Annotated in this window: 15 protein-coding genes and 1 pseudogene; 4 read left to right on the forward strand and 12 right to left on the reverse strand. The window is 64.6% G+C overall.

The window, feature by feature from the left end:
* Positions 1-36: 36 nt before the first annotated feature.
* From RM2_RS16295 to RM2_RS16310, 4 genes are read right to left on the reverse strand one after another with little or no spacing between them, the layout of a single operon-like run.
* Positions 37-1,635, reverse strand: coding sequence for an acyl-CoA carboxylase subunit beta (locus tag RM2_RS16295; RefSeq protein WP_072690607.1), 1,599 nt, complete (start codon positions 1,633-1,635; stop codon positions 37-39).
* Positions 1,632-2,780 (reverse strand): acyl-CoA dehydrogenase family protein, encoded by a 1,149-nt coding sequence (locus tag RM2_RS16300; protein WP_072690608.1) that lies wholly within the window; start codon positions 2,778-2,780, stop codon positions 1,632-1,634. Before RM2_RS16300 ends, RM2_RS16295 begins: the two co-directional genes overlap by 4 nt.
* Positions 2,777-4,480 (reverse strand): acyclic terpene utilization AtuA family protein, encoded by a 1,704-nt coding sequence (locus RM2_RS16305; RefSeq protein WP_072690609.1) that lies wholly within the window; start codon positions 4,478-4,480, stop codon positions 2,777-2,779. Before RM2_RS16305 ends, RM2_RS16300 begins: the two co-directional genes overlap by 4 nt.
* Positions 4,477-5,268, reverse strand: a complete 792-nt coding sequence (locus tag RM2_RS16310) for a TIGR03084 family metal-binding protein (protein WP_072690610.1) — start codon at positions 5,266-5,268, stop codon at positions 4,477-4,479. The genes RM2_RS16305 and RM2_RS16310 overlap by 4 nt, the downstream gene beginning before the upstream one ends.
* 91 nt (positions 5,269-5,359) lie before the next feature.
* On the opposite strand from RM2_RS16310, the gene RM2_RS16315 reads away from it, so the two are divergent.
* From RM2_RS16315 to RM2_RS16325, 3 genes are read left to right on the forward strand one after another with little or no spacing between them, the layout of a single operon-like run.
* Complete coding sequence (locus RM2_RS16315; protein ID WP_281250425.1) at positions 5,360-6,214, forward strand: SDR family oxidoreductase; 855 nt, start codon at positions 5,360-5,362, stop codon at positions 6,212-6,214.
* A 55-nt stretch (positions 6,215-6,269) separates the two neighbouring features.
* Entirely contained in the window at positions 6,270-6,488 is a 219-nt protein-coding gene (locus RM2_RS25305) for a hypothetical protein (protein WP_072690611.1), read from the forward strand.
* Positions 6,485-7,384, forward strand: coding sequence for an EamA family transporter (locus RM2_RS16325; RefSeq protein ID WP_072690612.1), 900 nt, complete (start codon positions 6,485-6,487; stop codon positions 7,382-7,384). Before RM2_RS25305 ends, RM2_RS16325 begins: the two co-directional genes overlap by 4 nt.
* A 12-nt stretch (positions 7,385-7,396) precedes the next feature.
* On the opposite strand, the gene RM2_RS16330 is transcribed toward RM2_RS16325, so the two are convergent.
* The 5 genes and pseudogenes from RM2_RS16330 to RM2_RS16350 all read right to left on the reverse strand — a co-directional run.
* A complete protein-coding gene (locus RM2_RS16330) occupies positions 7,397-7,750 on the reverse strand; it encodes a hypothetical protein (protein ID WP_072690613.1) in 354 nt (117 codons plus the stop codon).
* 128 nt (positions 7,751-7,878) lie between these two features.
* Positions 7,879-9,072: an adenylate/guanylate cyclase domain-containing protein gene (locus tag RM2_RS16335; protein WP_072690614.1), complete on the reverse strand. Its 1,194-nt coding sequence runs from the start codon at positions 9,070-9,072 to the stop codon at positions 7,879-7,881.
* Positions 9,073-9,215: 143 nt separating this feature from the next.
* Positions 9,216-10,757 (reverse strand): DHA2 family efflux MFS transporter permease subunit, encoded by a 1,542-nt coding sequence (locus tag RM2_RS16340; RefSeq protein WP_072690615.1) that lies wholly within the window; start codon positions 10,755-10,757, stop codon positions 9,216-9,218.
* A complete protein-coding gene (locus RM2_RS16345; protein WP_072690616.1) occupies positions 10,754-11,224 on the reverse strand; it encodes a MarR family winged helix-turn-helix transcriptional regulator in 471 nt (156 codons plus the stop codon). The genes RM2_RS16340 and RM2_RS16345 overlap by 4 nt, the downstream gene beginning before the upstream one ends.
* 140 nt (positions 11,225-11,364) lie before the next feature.
* Positions 11,365-12,941, reverse strand: a pseudogene (locus RM2_RS16350) (4Fe-4S binding protein); the annotation flags it as partial.
* Positions 12,942-13,092: 151 nt separating this feature from the next.
* Here RM2_RS16350 and RM2_RS16355 point away from each other — a divergent pair.
* A complete protein-coding gene (locus tag RM2_RS16355) occupies positions 13,093-13,920 on the forward strand; it encodes an acyl-[acyl-carrier-protein] thioesterase (protein WP_072690617.1) in 828 nt (275 codons plus the stop codon).
* A 162-nt stretch (positions 13,921-14,082) separates the two neighbouring features.
* Here the strand turns inward: RM2_RS16355 and RM2_RS16360 are convergent, their stop codons facing one another.
* From RM2_RS16360 to RM2_RS16370, 3 genes are read right to left on the reverse strand one after another with little or no spacing between them, the layout of a single operon-like run.
* The gene (locus tag RM2_RS16360) at positions 14,083-14,433 is read right to left on the reverse strand and encodes a hypothetical protein (RefSeq protein ID WP_072690618.1); all 351 of its coding nucleotides are present in this window, start codon (positions 14,431-14,433) and stop codon (positions 14,083-14,085) included.
* Between the two features lie 17 nt (positions 14,434-14,450).
* Complete coding sequence (locus RM2_RS16365) at positions 14,451-14,687, reverse strand: DUF1272 domain-containing protein (RefSeq protein WP_072690619.1); 237 nt, start codon at positions 14,685-14,687, stop codon at positions 14,451-14,453.
* Between the two features lie 24 nt (positions 14,688-14,711).
* Positions 14,712-15,548 (reverse strand): alpha/beta fold hydrolase, encoded by an 837-nt coding sequence (locus RM2_RS16370; protein WP_072690620.1) that lies wholly within the window; start codon positions 15,546-15,548, stop codon positions 14,712-14,714.
* Positions 15,549-15,714: the final 166 nt, after the last annotated feature.

Genomic DNA, 15,714 nt, shown 5'->3' on the forward strand with positions numbered 1-15,714 from the left:
GGGCAAGCGGAGCGGTCGGGGTAGACAACACAGTCCTCACATCCGGAAGACGCCGAAGTTCTCGGCGCCGTCGATTCGGGCGTTGGCAATGGCCGACAGGCACATTCCCACCACGGTTCGAGTATCGCGCGGATCGATCACGCCGTCGTCGTAGAGTCGGCCGGACAAGAACATCGGCACCGACTCGGCCTCGATCTGGTTCTCGATCATCGCCCGCATGCCGGCGTCGGCTTCCTCGTCGAAGGCCTGCCCGCGTGCCTCGGCCGAGGCACGACTGACGATGGAAATCACTCCGGCGAGCTGTGCGCCGCCCATCACCGCCGACTTGGAACTGGGCCAGGCGAACAGGAATCGCGGGTCGAATGCACGTCCGCACATGCCGTAGTGCCCGGCTCCGTACGAGGCACCGAGCAGTATCGAGATGTGCGGGACCGTCGAATTGGAGACCGCGTTGATCATCATCGACCCGTGCTTGATCATGCCGCCCTCCTCGTATTCCTTACCCACCATGTATCCGGTGGTGTTGTGCAGGAATAGAAGTGGCGTGTTCGACCGGTTCGCGAGCTGAATGAACTGGGTGGCCTTCTGCGATTCCTCACTGAAGAGCACGCCGCGGGCGTTGGCGAGGATGCCCACCGGGTAGCCGTGCAGTTCGGCCCAGCCTGTGACCAGCGAGGAGCCGTACATCTGCTTGAACTCGTCGAAGTCGGAACCGTCGACGATGCGGGCAATCACCTCGCGTGGGTCGAATGGGATCCTGAGGTCGGCGGGGACGATGCCGAGCAGTTCCTCCGGGTCTTCGATCGGCTCGATCACCGCGGCGCGAGGCGTCGGACCCTGCTTCTTCCAGCCCAGCCGCTTGACGATGTTGCGCCCGATCCGGATGGCGTCCTGCTCGTCGACGGCCAGGTAATCGGCGAGACCAGACTTGCGCGCGTGCATCTCGGCACCACCGAGAGTCTCGTCGTCGGACTCCTCACCGGTAGCCATCTTCACGAGAGGCGGTCCGGCGAGAAAGACCTTGGACCGTTCCTTGATCATGACGACGTGATCGGACATCCCGGGGATGTAGGCGCCGCCGGCCGTAGAGTTTCCGAACACGAGCGCGATCGTGGGGATGCCCGCCGCCGACAGCTGCGTGAGGTCGCGGAACATGCGACCACCGGGGATGAAGACCTCCTTCTGCGTCGGGAGGTCGGCACCCCCCGACTCCACCAGGGAGATTACGGGCAGCCGGTTCTGCCGCGCGATATCGTTGGCGCGGAATCCCTTCCGCACGGTCCACGGGTTGCTGGTTCCACCGCGAACAGTGGGATCGTTGGCGACGATCAGGCACTCGATACCTTCCACCACCCCGATTCCGACCACGGTACTGGCGCCCACCGGAAAATCGCTGCCCCACGCCGCTAGCGGGCATAGTTCGAGGAACGGCGAATCGGGATCGAGCAGCAGTTCGATCCGCTCTCGCGCGAGCAGTTTCCCGCGCTTCTTGTGCCGCTCGGTGTACTTCTCCCCGCCGCCGGCGAGCACCTTGGTGTGCTCGGCCTCGATCTCGGCGAGCTTGCCGGTCATGGCCTTCGCAGCCTCCGTGTACTCCGCAGAATTCGTGTCGAGCAACGACTTCAGCGTCGTCATGACTGATACCCCAATCTCTTGGCCGCGAGCCCGGTGAGGATCTCGGTGGTCCCGCCCCCGATACCCAGGATCCGCATGTCGCGGTACTGACGTTCTACTTCACTCTCGCGCATGTAGCCCAGCCCGCCGTACAACTGGACCGCCTGGTTGGCGACCCACTCTCCCGCCTCCACAGCGGTGTTCTTCGCGAAGCACACCTCCGCGATGAAGTCCTCGTTCGACGTCAGCGACCGCTCCACGAGCGCACGGGTGTACACCCGTGCGACGTCTACCTTGCGCGTCATCTCCGTGACGGTGTTCTGCACCGACTGCCTGCTGATGAGCGGGCGGCCGAAGGTCTCCCGGTCTCGGACCCACTGCAGCGTGAGGTCGAGGCACCGCTGTGCACTCGAATACGCCTGTGCGGCCATCGCGATCCTCTCGGTGAGGAACGCCTGGGCGATCTGTGCGAAGCCGCTGTTCTCGGCACCGACCAGGTTGGCGACCGGAACCCGCGCGTCGGCGAACGACAACTCGGCGGTGTCCGAGGCACGCCACCCCATCTTGTCGAGCTTGCGGGTCACCTCGAATCCCGGTGTCCCCTTCTCGATCACGAGCAAGGAGACACCCGATGCCCCTGGCCCACCGGTGCGCACGGCGGTGACCACGAAATCGGCCCGGACGGCGGAAGTGATGAACGTCTTCGAGCCGTTGACGACGAAGTGGTCGCCATCGCGCACCGCGGTAGTCCGCAGGTGCCCGACATCGGAACCGCCGCCCGGTTCGGTGATGGCAAGCGACCCGATGAGTTCCCCGCGCAGCGTGGGGCGCACCCACTTCTCGATCTGGCCCGGATCCCCTGCAGCCACCAGATGCGGCAGCGCGATGCCCGCCGTGAACAGCGACGCGAACGCGCCACCGGACGCCCCGGCCTGGTGAAACTCCTCGCAGATCAGGACCGTGTCGATCAGGTCGCCACTCCCACCGCCAACGGATTCGGGGAATCCGGCACCGAGCAGTCCGAGTTCGGCGGCCTCGCGGTGCAGCGCTCGGGGCAGTTCACCCTCGCGCTCCCAGTCGTCGAGATACGGCAGTATCTGCCGTTCGACGAAACCTCGCACCGTCATGCGCAGCTCCAGCCGTTCCGCTGTATCCCATACGCTCACAGAACTTTCCCTTCGAGAAGTGCATCCGGGACATCGAGGTGACGCGATCGCAGCCACTCACCGAGTCCCTTGGCCTGCGGGTCGAACCGCGCCTGGGACGCCACACCCTGGCCGAGAATTCCCTCGATGACGAAGTTGACGGCACGCAACTTCGGCAGCACGTGCCGCGTGACGGTGAGGTCGGCGGCTTCAGGGAGAAGTCGCTTCACCTCGTCGACAGTCAGCACGTGCGCGAGCCACCGCCACTCGTCGTCGGTGCGCACCCACACCCCGACGTTCGCGTTGCCACCCTTGTCGCCGCTGCGGGCGCCGGCGACCACACCCAGCGGGACGCGCGTCGTCGGCCCCACTCTCAGCGGGCTCGGCAGGTCGGGTTCGGCAACGTCCTCGAGGTCGCGGACCTCAGCGGCCGGCTCGACGTCCACGCGCGCGCCGCCCGACAGAACCGCGACGTGCGGCACCTGCTTGCCATCGACATAGCCCGGCGTGAAGACACCGTAGGGCTCACCGTGGCCGGGTGGCGCCGTCAGGGTGAATCCGGGATAGCTCGCGAGAGCGAGTTCCACTGCGACGGAAGAGAACCCTCGCCCCACCGCCTTCGGGTCAGAGTCCCGCACGACGCAGCGGAGCAGCGCGCTGGCCGCCTCCTCCGTGTCGGCATCCGGGTGGTCGGTGCGTGCGAGCGACCAGTCGAGCTCGGCCGGCCGGGTGCTGAGCCCGCCCTCGAACTGACGCCGCACCAGTGCCGCCTTGGCCTCGATGTCGAGTCCGGTGAGAACGAACACCGCCTCGTTCCGGAACCCGGCAAGGCTGTTCAACGACACCTTGAGTTTCGGGGGTGGTGCCTCACCGACGACGCCGGTGATACGCACGCGGTCGGGGCCGACCTGCGTGAGTTCGGCGGCGTCGATGCGGGCGGTCACGTCAGGTCCTGCGTAGCGACCGCCGGTCACCTCGTACAACAACTGCGCGGTGACGGTGCCGACAGTGACCGCGCCGCCGGTGCCCGCATGCTTGGTGATCACCGACGACCCGTCGGCCTCGATCTCGGCGATCGGGAAGCCGGGCCGGTCGAGATCTGAGATCTCGGTGAAGAACGCGTAGTTGCCGCCCGTGGCCTGGGTGCCGCACTCGATGACATGGCCTGCCACCACCGCCGCGGCGAGCTGGTCGAAATCGTTGCGCTGCCAGCCGAAGTGCGCTGCGGCGGGGCCGACGATCACCGAGGCGTCGGTGACCCGTCCGGTCACCACGACATCGGCGCCCGCATTCAGGCACTCGACGATGCCCCACGCTCCGAGGTACGCGTTGGCCGTCAACGGATTGCCGAGTTCGAGGTCGGCCGCACGTGCCGCCAGGTCGTCGCCCTCGACGTAGGCGATCTTCGCCGACAGCCCGACCGTGTCGTTCACCGTCCGCAGAGCGTCGGCCAGACCCGCGGGGTTGAGTCCCCCGGCGTTGGCGACGATCCGCACGCCCTTGTCGAGCGCCAGCCCCAGGCAGTCTTCCGCCTGACGGAGAAACGTCTTGGCGTAGCCGAGGTTCGGATCCTTCATCCGGTCGCGGCCGAGTATCAGCATGGTCAGTTCGGCGAGGTAGTCGCCCGTCAGATAGTCGAGTTCGCCACCTTCGAGCATCTCGCGCATCGCCGACAGGCGGTCACCGTAGAAACCGGAGCAGTTGCCGATCCGTACCGTCATCGCGTTCCCGCTTCGCGGCCACCGCCGGCCGGGCCGGCGAACGCCTGCGCAATGTCCAGCCAGGCATCGGCGTCCGGGCCGGTGACGACGAGAGCGAGATCCTCGCGGTGAGCGCGCTGGGTGACGAGCAGACAGAAGTCCTCCGCCGGGCCCGTCACCCTCTGTGCCGCATCTTCTGGGCCCCAGACCCAAGACGACACCCCGTCGGGGGCGGTGAGTTCGACCCGGAACTCCTCAGCGGGAGGCGTGAGCCCGTTGACCACGCTGGCAAAGTCGCGGGTGCGCACACCGAGGTGGGCGATGCTCCTCAGCCGCCCGGTAGGCTTCCGCGGCACCGACAGCGCGTCGGCCACGTCCTGACCGTGCGCCCACGTTTCCATCAATCGGGCGGTCGCCATCGACGCCGCCTTCATTGGCGGGCCGTACCAGAGAATCTTCTGCCCGGGAGGCACCGTCATGAGGGCCTCAGCGAGACGAGCCCTGGCCGTGCGCCAGCTCGCGAGCAGTTCCGCGGGTGGCCGCTGCGCGTGGTCTTCGGCGCCGGCGTCGACGAAGCCGGCGGGGTTCGATGCAGCAACCGTCAGTTGTTCGGTAAAGCCGTCGGGGTTCGTGATGGCCAGCAGGGCTGCCTCATCCGTCCACAACAGATGCCCGATCTGGTGAGCGATGGTCCAACCCTCGGCTGGTGTCGGCTCGGCCCAGCGAGAATCGGGGATGCCCGCGACCAGCGCATCCAGCGACTCACTCTCGGCACACATGTCATCAATGAACCTCTGAAGTTCGGCCATGAGAGCAGCATCACACCATTAAAATAGAAAAGCAAGCACGATTGATTGTTATTTGAGTGCATGTCCCACAAAGAGCTGACAGTCTGGTCGAATGATCCGACAGTTGCTGACTCAGGCCGCGCTCAACCCACTTCCCTCCCCTCTGGCACTGGCCTCCCGCCTCCTACCGGAAACCGGCCACACCGTCGCCGGGAAGAGAATTCTCGTGACCGGTGGATCGTCAGGCGTCGGCGAGGCTGGCGCGCGTCGTCTCGCCTCTCTCGGCGCGGAGGTCGTCCTTGTCGCACGCGGTTCCGAGGCCCTCGAGTCGGTTCGCGACGATATTCTCGAATCCGGGGGCAACGCGCACGCCGTCCCGTGCGACCTCACCGATCCGGAGTCTGTCGACGCCCTCGTGTCGGAGGTGCTCGGCGAGATCGGCCCCGTGGACGTTCTCGTCAACAACGCGGGTCGCTCCATCCGACGGACGGTCGAGGACTCGCTGGACCGCTTCCACGACTTCGAACGAACCATGTCCATCAACTACTTCGGCTCGACACGACTGACACTCGCGTTACTCCCGTCGATGATTGAGCGGGGCGAGGGACACATCATCAACGTCGCTACGTGGGGCGTGCCTGCCGGCGTCATGCCCAAGTTCGCCGCCTATCACGCGTCAAAGGCCGCGGTCGGCGCGTTCGGTCGCAGCCTCGGCTCCGAAGTGCGCCACCACGGAATCGTTGTCACCACACTCGACTTCCCGTTGGTGCGTACCCCGATGATCGCGCCCACCGTCGACTACGACGCCATGCCCGCACTGTCTCCCGAGCAGGCGGCAGAGTGGTTCGTCACGGCGGTCCGGACCCGACCGACCGAACTCCTCCCCACATACGCGGAGGTGTTCCGGGTACTCGGCATGTTCGCGCCGTCAGCCACCGATGCTCTGGTCCGGCGCAGCGGCATCTGAGCAGTGACAGACTGGGGCGGTCTCTACTCATCGCCCCGCAGCCCAGGGAGTCGTCATGACCGGCGCCGTGCTCATCACCCACGATGACGACATCATCACCTGGACGCTCAACCGACCGGAAGCCGATAACCCGATTTCCGAACCGGACGTGATCGAGGCACTCCGGAACGCGGGCGCACCGGTCGGCCGGGTGGCGGTCAACCCGCCGCGGGACCTGCGAACGACAAAGAAGCTGCGGCAAGAGGGCCGGCGCCCGAATTGCACTGACCAATGACTACGGGCACCCGCTCACCAGGGACCACGGAACCCCACAGTCAGCTTCTTCCCGTCGTCTCGGTCCTCGGAGCGGTGTTGTCCGTACAGTTCGGCGCCGCCTTCGCGAGCACTCTGTTCGACACGGTGGGTGCGGGGGGTGCCGTGTTCTTGCGCCTCACCATCGCCGCGCTCATCCTCGGCGTGCTCGTACGGCCTCGATGGCGGCGGTGGACGAGATCGCAACGACAGGGAATGCTCGCGCTGGGAGTGGCCCTCGCCGTGATGAACTCGGCATTCTACGAGGCTGTTGCGCGACTGCCGCTGGGGACCGCCGTCACGATCGAGTTCCTGGGTCCACTCACACTCGCCGCACTGCTGTCGCGAAGACTGCGGGACGGGGTGTGGGTGCTGGCGGCACTGGCCGGCGTGGTTCTGCTCGGCCTACGCGAGAATTCGGGCGGCGAGTCCCTCGACCTCGTTGGTGTGGCGTTTGCGCTGACCGCCGGGGCTGCCTGGGCCGGATACATCATCGCCGGCTCGAATCTCGCGGCAAAGGTTCCCAGCGCGGACGGCCTCGCAGGAGCGAGCATCGTTGCGGCAGTCCTGACGATTCCCCTGGGAGTGGTGTCGGGCGGCTCCGAACTGTTCGATCCCCGAATCCTGGCCGTCGGCGCCGGAGTGGCGCTGCTGTCCTCGGTGATCCCGTACTCACTGGAGTTGCGGGCGCTCCGGGTGATGAGCAAGAAGGTATTCGCCGTTCTCATCGCGCTGGAACCGGCGGCGGCGACCCTGGCCGGTGTGATCGTGCTCGGACAGTTACTCGGCATGCAGTCGCTGGCCGCGATCGCGCTCGTCGTCACGGCCGGAGTCGGATCCGTGCTGAGTAGCAGGTCGCGACCGGACCGCGTGAATTGAATGTCCTGACGGTCAGGAGGCAACTCGTGGACCGGAAGGAGCATTCGACGGCCGAGAATGCCGCTTGCGATTCCTGCGACCGTTCAGCATCCATCGAGCATCGAGTTCACTGGTCCCGTGGCGGTGCCGCCTGATGGTGAACGACGTGATCGGTAGCCGCTCGACCACACGCGCGTCGGCACGCGGGTCGCCGGCGATTCCTTGTTCGAGCATCGAGTACGCGGTGCGGTTGATTGAGTACACCGCCAACCGGAGGGCGTCGAGTGCCGTGGGTCGTGGGCCGAACGCGGCGAGCGTGTGACCGCCGTCCACCGCGGTTTCGACCACCGCGTAAAAGTGCCAGCCTGCGCCCAAATCGCTAGTCATGATGCGCCTCACTCGATGTGCTTCTGTGAGCTGTGACACACACACTAGCGTCAGGTGACGACAGGTTTCCGGCGGCGCGCCGCTCACTCGACAACTTTGCCGCGCAATCGCCCTGCACCCGGCGTCGCTCAGGCCACCGAACGGCGTCCGATCTCGAACAATTCCTGCGGAGCGCCGATACCCTTCAGTCGATGACGGCCCAAAGTCTCGCCCCAGAACTCCCCGGTGTCGAGTTCGTCATAGAAATCGCCGGTTACCACCACTTCGTGTGACGGCGCGACCGAGACGACCCGACTGGCCATGTTGACCGGTCGTCCGAACCAGTCGCCCCCGCTCGGTACCGCGGTGCCCCACGCGATCCCCGCCCGCAGCGGCGGAAGTCCTTCCGTGCGAGCGGCCTGCACGAGATCGAGAGCGGTGTCGGCCAGGGCCGCGGAATTGGGGGACACCAACATGACCGCGTCGCCGATCGACTTCACCAGTCGCACCGGTGGCTGCACTATCTCGGTGGCCAGTCGGTCGAGTCGCTCGGCCACCCGGCCCAGATCGCCGGGCGCCACCCGCTCACCGAGAAGCGTGAACCCGACAAGGTCGGCGAAACACACACCGACCTCTTGAGCACCACGCATGTGCAGATTGGAATCGCCAGCGATCCCGACTGCGTCGGACCGCAGTTGGTGACGAAGATTGGCCGCCAGGATGTGGCCCAGGATCTGCGCCTGAAAATCCACCATCCGCCGCACCTCGACCGCGTAGCGCAGCGCCAATTCTGGATGGTCACGCGCGGCCTCGAGGCGTTCCTGGAGGATTGCACCGGCCGAGTCGGCAACTGTCGAGATGTTGCGGCCGAGAGCGCGCGCGGCTGCGAACATCCCACTCTCATCCAACCCCAGTTCGCGGTACTGCTCGAGCCCGCGAACGAGATCCGCGTCGGCGTCGGTGTAGTACTTTCCGTCTTCCGACACCCCCCTGCCTATCGCCCGGAACCACCTTCGAACATCCTCCACGGTGACTCCGGTCATCTGAGAGATCTCGTCGATGCTGCGGTTACTCTTCGGAGCCAGCGCGTGTTCGAGCAACAGGTGCGCAAGCTGGTTTTCGTACGAAGCGGTGCGCAGTTCTTCGATCGATACACCTTCACCGGCCAGGGTGTTCAACACTCCCACGCGCGCGGTACGGTCCGAGCCGCTGAGACCGTCGAGCAGACCAGCACGCTCGAAGTCGTGCAGTTGCACGGGTTGCGGCCATGATCGACGGAGGGGGCGAGGGGGCGGCGAAACCAAGCGTCCCGGTCGCGGGGTGAACCATCGTGGATTGCGCACCCCCTCATCGTCCCAGCAATGACGTTGCCCATCGCAAAATTTTTGGCAAATACTGACCACCGACTACTTGGGCGCCACGAAAATCGGGCGATCAGCTGGGACGGTTCGATTGCCCGCGGAACCTCGGATCTGGGTGGAGCAGATCAGTGCACCATGACCGTCGGGGCATCCTCGGCCCCAAGGTTCGGGTTCACCGACTTCTTGCGCGGCAGCAGGAAGGCAGGGATGAGCGTCAGCAAGATCAGAACCGCCGCCACGACGAACGTGTTGCCGAAGGAATCGGCCAGTTCCGAAAACCCGTTTGCCAGCACGTCCGGCGGCGTCTGCGCGGCGATCTGCGCCGCTTCCGGTGAATCGCCACGCGACGCGGCCGCCAGTCCGGCCGCCCCGTGGCTCAGAATCTGATTCGTCAGGACCACCGACATCACAGCTGTCCCGATCGAGCCGGCGGTCTGCTGCACGATGTTCATCAGCGTCGAACCACGCGCCACCTGCTCATGGGAAAGCGTCACGATCGCCGCGGTCATCAGTGGCATCATCGTGCAACCCATGCCCATACCCATCACGAACAGAGCACCCATCAGCAACCACGTCGGGGAATCCGCGGCAACCTGAGTGAAGACACCCAGTCCGATGAAGATCAACGGCAAACCGGTCAGCACGATCTTGCCCGCACCGATCTTGTCGACAAGACGTCCGGCGATCGGCATGGTCAGCATCGCGCCGAGACCCTGCGGCGCCATCAGTAGACCGGCGGCGAGAGTGGTGTGACCACCGACTTGGATGAAGTAGCTCGGGAATAGCAGCCCGGCACCCATGAACGCGACGATGAACATCGACATAGTGATCACCGCGACAGTCAACTGCCGGTTCTTGAACAGGTGCAGGTCGATCAGCGGATGGTCCTTGCCCAGGGCGTGGAAGACGAACGCGACGATCAGCGCGAGTCCAATTGCACCGGACACCAGCACCCGGGCGGATGCCACCGTTCCGACCTCGGGTATGGACGACACACCGAACAGGAACAGCGCCAGACCGGGCGAGAGCAGCAGCATTCCGAGGAAGTCGAATGACTCCGAAGGCGACGGCCGGTCGGACGGCAGAATAATGAAGGCAGCGGCCAGGGCGACAGCACCGATGGGAACGTTGATCAGGAAGATCCAGTGCCAGCTGGCGGCCTCGATCAGCCAGCCGCCGAGGATGGGGCCACCGATAGGACCGAGCAGCATCGGGATGCCGAGCACCGCCATGACCCGACCCACCCGCTCAGGACCCGCGGCCCTCGTCATGATCGTCATACCAAGGGGCATCAGCATGCCACCGCCAAGCCCCTGAAGGACGCGGAAGCCGATCAGCGAGGTGATGTCCCAGGCCATGCTGCACGCTACGGAACCGAGGACGAACAGCACCAACGCCGTCATGTACAGGCGCTTGGTTCCGAAGCGGTCGGCCGCCCACCCGGTCACCGGGATGACGGTGGCCAGCGCGAGCGTGTACGCGGTCATCGTCCATGCGACGGTGGCGTAGGTGCTGTCGAAGTCTTGGGCGAACGTAGTGAGCGCGACGCTGACCACGGTCACGTCGAGGATCGACATGATGGCGCCGAGCACCACCACGGACGCAATCTTGAGGACCGTGCTGTCCAGCTTGTCGGGCGCCGCGGGCGCGGCCTTCGGCGTTGTCATCCGCATCTCTCCTGGTTAAGTTCTCGCAGGGAATCCCCCGCGAGGATCGGCTGTAGTGCCTCGATCAGTCGAGTCCGGTCGGTATCCGGAATCAGTCCTGCGAACCGTCGCAACTGATCACGCTTGTATTCGACGTGCCAGGTGGCGATCCTTCGCCCAGCATCAGACAACGAGACCCGCTTGACGCGCCGGTCACGCTCGTCCTCCCGGCGAACGACCAGTCCGAGCTTCACGAGTTGGTCGACGTTCCGACCAGCCGCGGCCACAGAGAGCCGCAACCGTTCCGCCACCTCGTTGATCGGAAGCGGTTCATCGTGATGGGTTAGCGCGAAGAGTATCCGCACCTGTGAAAATGTGAGGTCCAGTTCGATGAGGTTGTCCATCGACTCCGACTCCCCCACGCACAACAACTGGGTGAAGAAATCGTTGAGAAGTTCGAAGAGGAGATCAGGAGGTTTGAGAGGCACTTCCAAATACTAACGCTTACGCAACTATTGCCCAAGAGCAACTATGACGCAACCTAATTAAGGGTGTCGGGTGTCACAATCCCGACGCGTGCCCCTCGACTTTCCGTTCGAGCGGACAGCAGGACGAACCAGTCGGGCCAACGAGCGAAGAGATGCCTGCGCTTTCGGGCGACGGACACCATCTCGGATCGGTCGGTCACCTTGACCCTCGGCCGTCCGGAACTTGCCGCACGCGCCCTCTCCGCCGCATCGATCGCGCGCCGGCCCGCGAACCCGATCCGTTCCGGTTGTCGTCGCTCGATCAGCTTCTTCGCGTCCGTACGGGCCCCACCGTGGTCGGGAACCGCCCGGCCTCAAAATCGGCAAGCAGAGTCGACACCGTCTCCTTGGAGCACACTTTGTTGGTCCCGATGACGCCGCTGGGACCGCGCTTGATCCACCCGGACACGAACACTCGATCGCAGACGCGGCCCCGTTCGTTGGGGATCACGCCACGCTTCTCGTCGAACGCGACTCCGCCGACAGGGTTGCCGCGATACCCGATCGAGCGCAGTACGAGGGAGGTGTCGAGCGACCCCTCTTCGCCCCTCGGCTTCGCCGATAGCAGTTTCGAGGACAGCAAGCCTGACTCGTCGATCACCAGTTTGTTGCGTCCGTAGCGCAGGGCCTCGACCCGGGCGGAACCCGTGACCACGAGCGGCGATGTCAGGTAGTGGAACACGATGCGCTTGCAACCGGGCCGCGGTTCACGCTGCCCGAACTCCCTGGCGAGCCGGACCTCCATCGCGGCGGCCGGATCGCCCGGCCGGACCGGGTCTGCGGCACCGAGGTCGAGGTCGGCGCCGTCGATCACGCCGTCCACGTTCTCGAGGTCGCCGAGCGCCAGGAACTCCGGACCCGAGTAGGCAGCCTGAGCGCGACCGCGGCGACCGAGGATCACCACCTCCTCGACGTTGCTGAGACGCAATACAGCCAGGGCTGATCCGCGATATCAGTCCGCTCCAACTCCTCGACGTTCATCGTGAGGATGCCGGCCACGTCGAGCGCCACGTTGCCGTTGCCTACAATAACCGCACACTTCCCGGACAGGTCGAACGTGCGTTGCACGTAGTCGGGGTGACCGTTGTACCAGGCGACGAAATCGGAGGCGGCGTGATAGTTCTCCAGCAACTCGTCGTGAGTGACGTGCTTGCCGATCTCGACGTTGAGGTGAAACTCGAAGTTGGGCCTGTCGAGACTCCACTCGAACATTCGCGTCACCTCCTTGGTTCCGGGATGGTCGGGGGCGACGCCGGCTCGCACCAACCCGAACGGCGTGGGCAGCTTCTCGAACATCTCGACCTCGACGTCAGACCGGTCGAGCAGTTCACCGGCCGCGTAGCAAGCGGCCGGTGCCCACCACAGCGATTCGTAACGTGCCCAGATCGCGTCGCGGCGGAGTCGCAGGTGTCAGCGGTATCCAGCCCTCGGGCATCGGATGCGTCTTGTAGTAGTCGGCGTTGATGTCCTTGTATCGGGCCAGGGAGCCGAGGAGCTTGTCCTCGGGGAAGATCGCCTGGGCAAGCGTCGACGCAGGCCCCGCAGCGATGCAGGTCTCCGGGTCGATACGCAGCATCTCGGTCTGCGCGTACTCCCGCTTACCCGGTACCGGGTGGATGCAACACGCGGAGACACGACTCGCGTCGTTGCAACAGGCCTGGGTGATGACATATGCCATTGCGGTTTCCTCACGCGGTGCAGAGGATCGAACTACTTTATGTCACCTCTAGTAACACATATATGATATGTACTGAGAATCACGTCCACGAACAAGCACCTGTGCGAACTGGAAGAATCGGGGCTACGCCCACGACAGAAGGAACAGCATCTTGGCACTCGACGGACCACTCGCCGTTCCACCCTCACAAGGTCGATTCTTCGAGACCTCCTGGCCCGTCCGTACGGGCGATATCGACGCCGCAAAGCGATTGCGCCTCGACGGGATCGCGCGCTACCTCCAGGACGTCGGACTGGACAACCTCGATGCCGTAAATGCTGCAGACAGCCACCCGCTGTGGATCGTCCGGCGCACCGTCATCGACATCGTGCGGCCTGCCGTGTGGCCCGAGCGGGTCCACCTTCGGCGCTGGTGCTCGGCGCTGTCGACCCGCTGGACGAACATGCGGGTGCAGGTCAAGGGCGAGGCGGGCGCCCTGATCGAGACCGAGGGCTTCTGGATCCACATCAGCGGCGACACCGGGATGCCCACCAGGATCGACGACGGATTCATCGAGCGTCTCGGCGAATCCGCCGACGAACACCGGCTCAAGTGGAAGCGCTGGCTCGTCGAGAACGCTCCGGCCGCCGATGAGGAGGGCATCGAAGACTCTGAATTCGTCCTGCGCCGCACCGATATCGACCCGTTCGACCACGTGAACAATGCCGTCTACTGGCAGGCCGTGGAGGAGTTGCTTGCGGACCACGAGCATCCCGGAGGCGGCCGACTCGTCGACAACCCTCATCGCGCCGTACTCGAGTACCTTGCCCCCATCGTCTCGAGCGACAAGATCGTCCTGCGTTGGCGCCGGGACGACACGTCGCTGACCGTCTGGTTCTTGGTCGAAGGTGCCCTGCGGGCGGTGGCCCATGTCGGACCACTCGACACAACAGCATCCACACCAGCGGAATCTCCGAGTTCAGCGAGGCCAACGGGCTGATCTCCACCTCGAGCTGGTGGACCAGCTCGTCTGGGGCAACGTTTCGACTACCGGCACAATCGATCTCACGCGTCAGATCTCGCGCGGCATCGCTGTACTCTTTTCCACGGAGTCGCCCGAAACTACCCGCACCTCAGTGCGCCGCCTCGTGGGTCGGGTGGGTCACAGGCGTGAGATGCGGTCGAACGGGTACCCAGCCACCACGGAGACGACCATGCCGTAAGCGGCGATGGCTAGGAGTTCTTTGATCGAGAGTTCGATCTGGAACTCCGACAAGATCCTGGGCATCAGGGCTACCGCGGGGATCAGCGCGAGCACTGAAGACACCGCGCACCAGCGGGTGACGAGCGAATTCGCGACTCGAGTCAGCTCGGGGCTGTCGCGTACCTTGTCGGGAATCGGCCAGCCATGCTTCTCCGGGTCGGTGACCCAGCCCCGGTAACCGACGTATACGCCATAACCGTTCACCAACGCAAACATCAGGAACAGAAGCGCTACTACGGTGTCTTCCATGCGCAGCAATCAGACGTTCAACGACGGGTCCTGAGAGACCGGAGGATTCGCGCGGGTGCGCGACGACTGATCTGCACCGCGCCCGTTGTGCGACGCGGTCTGGCGCACAGCTCTCCTCCGCAGTTCGGGCACTGATTGTCCATCTCGGCTGCGCAGGCACTGCAGAATGTGCATACGTAGCTGCAGATCGTTGCGGCGGAATCGTTTCGTAGAGACGATCGGCACGCCTCGCATTTCGTCTTCATGGTCAACATCTTCAGGCTCCCATATCGTGTCGGTCAGGATTTTTCAGGAACAGCAACCGCCGCCTGTATCGAGGAAACCGCGTTCTCTGGCTTCTTCAGCCATTCGACGTGCCCGCCGCTTCCGGCGACAGAAACGACTCTTCCGTGTGCGTGTGGAAGTGTCGCGACGAGTGCCTCGGCTGTCGAGACCGGCGCCAGTGCGTCATCGTCGAAAACGATTGCAGTAAATGGCCGGTCGAATTTGCTGAAATCGGTTGAACTGCCTTGGATCCCCCGGAGTTTTGTGAAATCTCCCGACCAGGAAAGGCGTGCCCAGTCTCGAGTGAGGTACTTCGACTGCCGGCCACCCATCCCGAGCCTGTCGCCGGGCCAGTATCCGACTGCGGCTGCGACGAAGGCAGGTCCGGTGGTTCCCAGGAGCGGCCGCCATGCATCGAGTAGCGGGTAGCTGCGGAAGTACGGCGTTCCTCCTGCTATGGAAATAACTCCTTCGGCTGCGTCGAGACCGTCCGTGCCGACGGCAAGCGTAATCAGTTGGGCGCCAAGACTATGTCCACCCACCCATGTCAGCACTCCTGGTTGTGCGGCCGCAGCGAGTGCAGCAGGTATGTCGATAGTGGCGATCTCTGTATATCCGAATCGGCTGCGGCGATCGATGCTCGAGTTGCCATCTTGGCCGCGGTACTCGACGGTGATGCACGTGATCCCTGCGCGGGCCAGACCTGCCGCGAATCTTCGGTAGTGGCGGATCTTGACACCCATCGCTGGGAAGAAGACCAAACGAGTGTGCTCGTTCTCGGCATGGAACCATTCCGAAGAAAGTTTTCCATCGGGAGTCTCTATGAACTGTTGCCGGCCTTCAATGTCCATCAATGCGTCTCCACTTGGTCTGCTATCGCGGGAACGGCCCGGAAAGAGATCCGTCCGCCGAATGCTTCCGGATTCACGAATTACGCTTCGGTGCGGGGAGACCTCGGCGATTGCCTCGGCACAACACATACAGAATTCGGCCAGCAGTCACCTACCTCCCCCTGCT

The organism is Rhodococcus marinonascens NBRC 14363 (assembly GCF_001894885.1).
In the GTDB taxonomy this organism is placed as follows: Bacteria; Actinomycetota; Actinomycetes; order Mycobacteriales; family Mycobacteriaceae; genus Rhodococcus_F; species Rhodococcus_F marinonascens.